This is a genomic window from Nostoc sp. DedQUE08 (assembly GCF_034530895.1).
In the GTDB taxonomy this organism is placed as follows: Bacteria; Cyanobacteriota; Cyanobacteriia; order Cyanobacteriales; family Nostocaceae; genus Nostoc.
The window spans coordinates 1-2,668 of sequence record NZ_JAVRCD010000117.1 but is presented as its reverse complement, the minus strand read 5'-3'; the positions used below and the strand labels follow the sequence as shown (position 1 = coordinate 2,668).

Below are 2,668 nucleotides of genomic sequence, written 5' to 3'. Positions count from 1 at the left end.
ATTGGGGATTGGGGATTGGGGATTGGGGATTGGGGATTGGGGATTGGGGATTGGGCATTGGGGATTGGGCATTGGGGATTGGGAATTGGTTATTAATTCTTCTCCCTCATTCCCTCATCTCTCCCTTGTCTCCGTTGTCCGTCTATTCCCCATGCCCCATCCCCAATGCCCCATTCCCATTCCCAAATAATAAAAAAGCCCGAAACCTTTAAAAGTTCCGGGCGCGTTCTGATTCATTGGCATGACGCTATTTACCCGGAATTTATTCTGGGCCAAAAGTAAAAGCCATAAAACCAACTAATGAAATAAGTCATGACAATGAAATTCTCCTTAAAAAAACAAAAACCGCAGAGTTTGCTCTGCGGTTCACCGAGCGGTTTCCATTAGGAAACTTAATTCACCCCCGGTGAACCACCCTAAACCAAAAATAAAAATAGGAATTTGTGTTAAGCATTTGCGGGCTTTTTACTAGAAAACTTAAGAAATATACCTATCTAATGTAAACGTAGCAGCAAGAGTGGGCTTTGTCAAGACCTGCACAAACTATAAAAAAACGATAGACTCAGTACAACTCTGGGGATTAAGACTATAACGCTTTGCACAATTCAAAATCACACTCTGTTCTGATTGTACTAGTTGCTTATTTGCGTAGACGAAAAAAGCGGTGAGGGGGTCGCAGTCTTGGCGGTTCCGTCGATTGCGAACCTCCGAACCCGTTGGCGCAGCCTCTCGTAGAGAAGGGCTTGTCATTAAAGATCGCAATAGTTACAGCAGTTTGCAACTAAATAAGGTACATAACCAAGGATTCACAAATCAAATTATTCTTCTGCCTCCTGCCTTTTGCCTCCTGCCTCCTGCCTCCTGCCTCAAAACCAGTGGCTTTATACCTTATGCAAAAGAAAACTGCTGTATATAACCTCAGAAGAAAAATTCAGGATTGAGAAGTTAAAATATATAATTCTCCTGACTTCATCTTACGAAAGCTTATTGCAGGAAATTGACAACCGCCATACCGCCATACATTATTACCCAAGTTCTCATTGACCAGATCAATTTTTTAGGATCATCTGTCTCATTATGCCCAGTTCCAAAATCTTAACCCAATCTTTCGACTATTATGGAGCTTACCCCTGCCCAGTCTGTCGAATAGGTAAGATTTCTCACATGCCATTGATGGAAGCTATGGCTTGTGACTTTTGCCAAGAGATTTTTACAGTCAACTTAGAGCAACAGCAAATCAAGATGCCTTCTAGGCAACCACCTTTAACTTGGCGTTGGAATGGGTTTAATTGGACAGAAGGCCAGTTGGAAGGTATGGAATTAGGTTGGGGTTATGGATTAGCAGCAGCAGTTTTTATAATTCTTCCCACTACTCTAATTGGCATAGTAGCTTACTATTTTCCTGCTAATCTGAAAGAACCCATTACCTGGATGCCATATATTTGGACAATATTAACTTTCTTATCACATTTATCAATTATTGTTTGGATTTATATTGAAGTTTATCAGATTCCAATTGCAGCATATTTTCGAGCGATCGCTCGATGGAGAAATGGAGAGATGGGGAGATGAGAAATCAATTAAAAATTAAAAATTAAAAATTAAAAAACTTCTGCCCAATGCCCCATGCCCAATGCCCCATGCCCAATGCCCCATGCCCCATGCCCCATAATCCATAACAAATGATGCAGCGTATAAATGACTCCATCACTCATAATTAAGTTGATTGTCCACCAAAATATCGTATGAGCGATCTGGAGCGGTACTATAGAGTTTTGGAATTAGAGCCTGGAGCAACACTTGAAGAAGTGAACCAGGCTTACAAAGATTTAGTTTTTGTTTGGCATCCCGATCGCATTCCCAAAGACAATCTCCGTTTACAGCAGAAAGCACAAGACAAGCTGAAAGCTATAAATGAAGCTCGTGAAAAGTTGCGCTCTCTAAAAACCAAACCTCAAACCACACATCAAACTACATATCAAACCACACATTACTCACCGTCACCTCAACAGGAAAAACCATCTCAACCAACCCAGAAACCACCAAAACAAAACTCAGATTTAAGCGGCAAAGACTACAGTCGGGCAAATTTGAGCAATAAAGACTTATCTGGCAGAAATCTGAGTTATGCCAATTTGAGCGGTGCTAATCTCAGCGATACTTTTATGCACAAAGTCAACCTCAGAGGTGCAAATTTATCTGAAGCAAATTTATTTCGGGCAAATCTACTTTTAGCCGATCTCAGGGAAGCGAATTTACGCGCCGCTAATTTGATTGGAGCGGATCTCAGTGGAGCCGACTTGCGAGGAGCCGACTTGACGGGAGCGCGGATTCGTTCTGGTGAGCGGCTTCTGGTTAAATTAGTTGGGACTAACTTAGCAGGGGCAATTATGCCTGATGGTTCAATTTATCAATAACTAAGGTGGCGCCATAACACCAAAATCCTCATGTAGAGACGCGATTTATCGCGTCTAAAAAAACCAATTATCCACACTAATAACCCTTAACTGAAACGTATTGGTGCATAAATGACTCCTATGCAATGCAATTGAAAACTGCTATATGCCTGTTTGCTTGCCTAAAACACTACAATGAGTACGCGATCTACCCAAATGAGAAAGCAATATGCCTTTTTGCTTGCTGAATCTACCGAAATGAGAAAGCAATC

General features: G+C 41.5%; 2 protein-coding genes. Both read left to right on the top strand.

The window, feature by feature from the left end; translation table 11 throughout:
• Positions 1 to 1,077: 1,077 nt before the first annotated feature.
• Positions 1,078 to 1,572, top strand: a complete 495-nt coding sequence (locus RMY64_RS36205) for a hypothetical protein (protein ID WP_322674463.1) — start codon at positions 1,078 to 1,080, stop codon at positions 1,570 to 1,572.
• Positions 1,573 to 1,745: 173 nt separating this feature from the next.
• On the top strand, positions 1,746 to 2,417 hold the full coding sequence (locus RMY64_RS36200; RefSeq protein ID WP_322674464.1) for a pentapeptide repeat-containing protein: 672 nt from the start codon (positions 1,746 to 1,748) through the stop codon (positions 2,415 to 2,417).
• Positions 2,418 to 2,668: the final 251 nt, after the last annotated feature.

Excerpts from the sequence above, each read along its gene's own strand:
- RMY64_RS36200 (WP_322674464.1), top strand. The coding sequence starts at position 1,746 with ATGAGCGATCTGGAGCGGTACTATAGAGTTTTGGAATTAGAGCCTGGA.
- RMY64_RS36205 (WP_322674463.1), top strand. The coding sequence starts at position 1,078 with ATGCCCAGTTCCAAAATCTTAACCCAATCTTTCGACTATTATGGAGCT.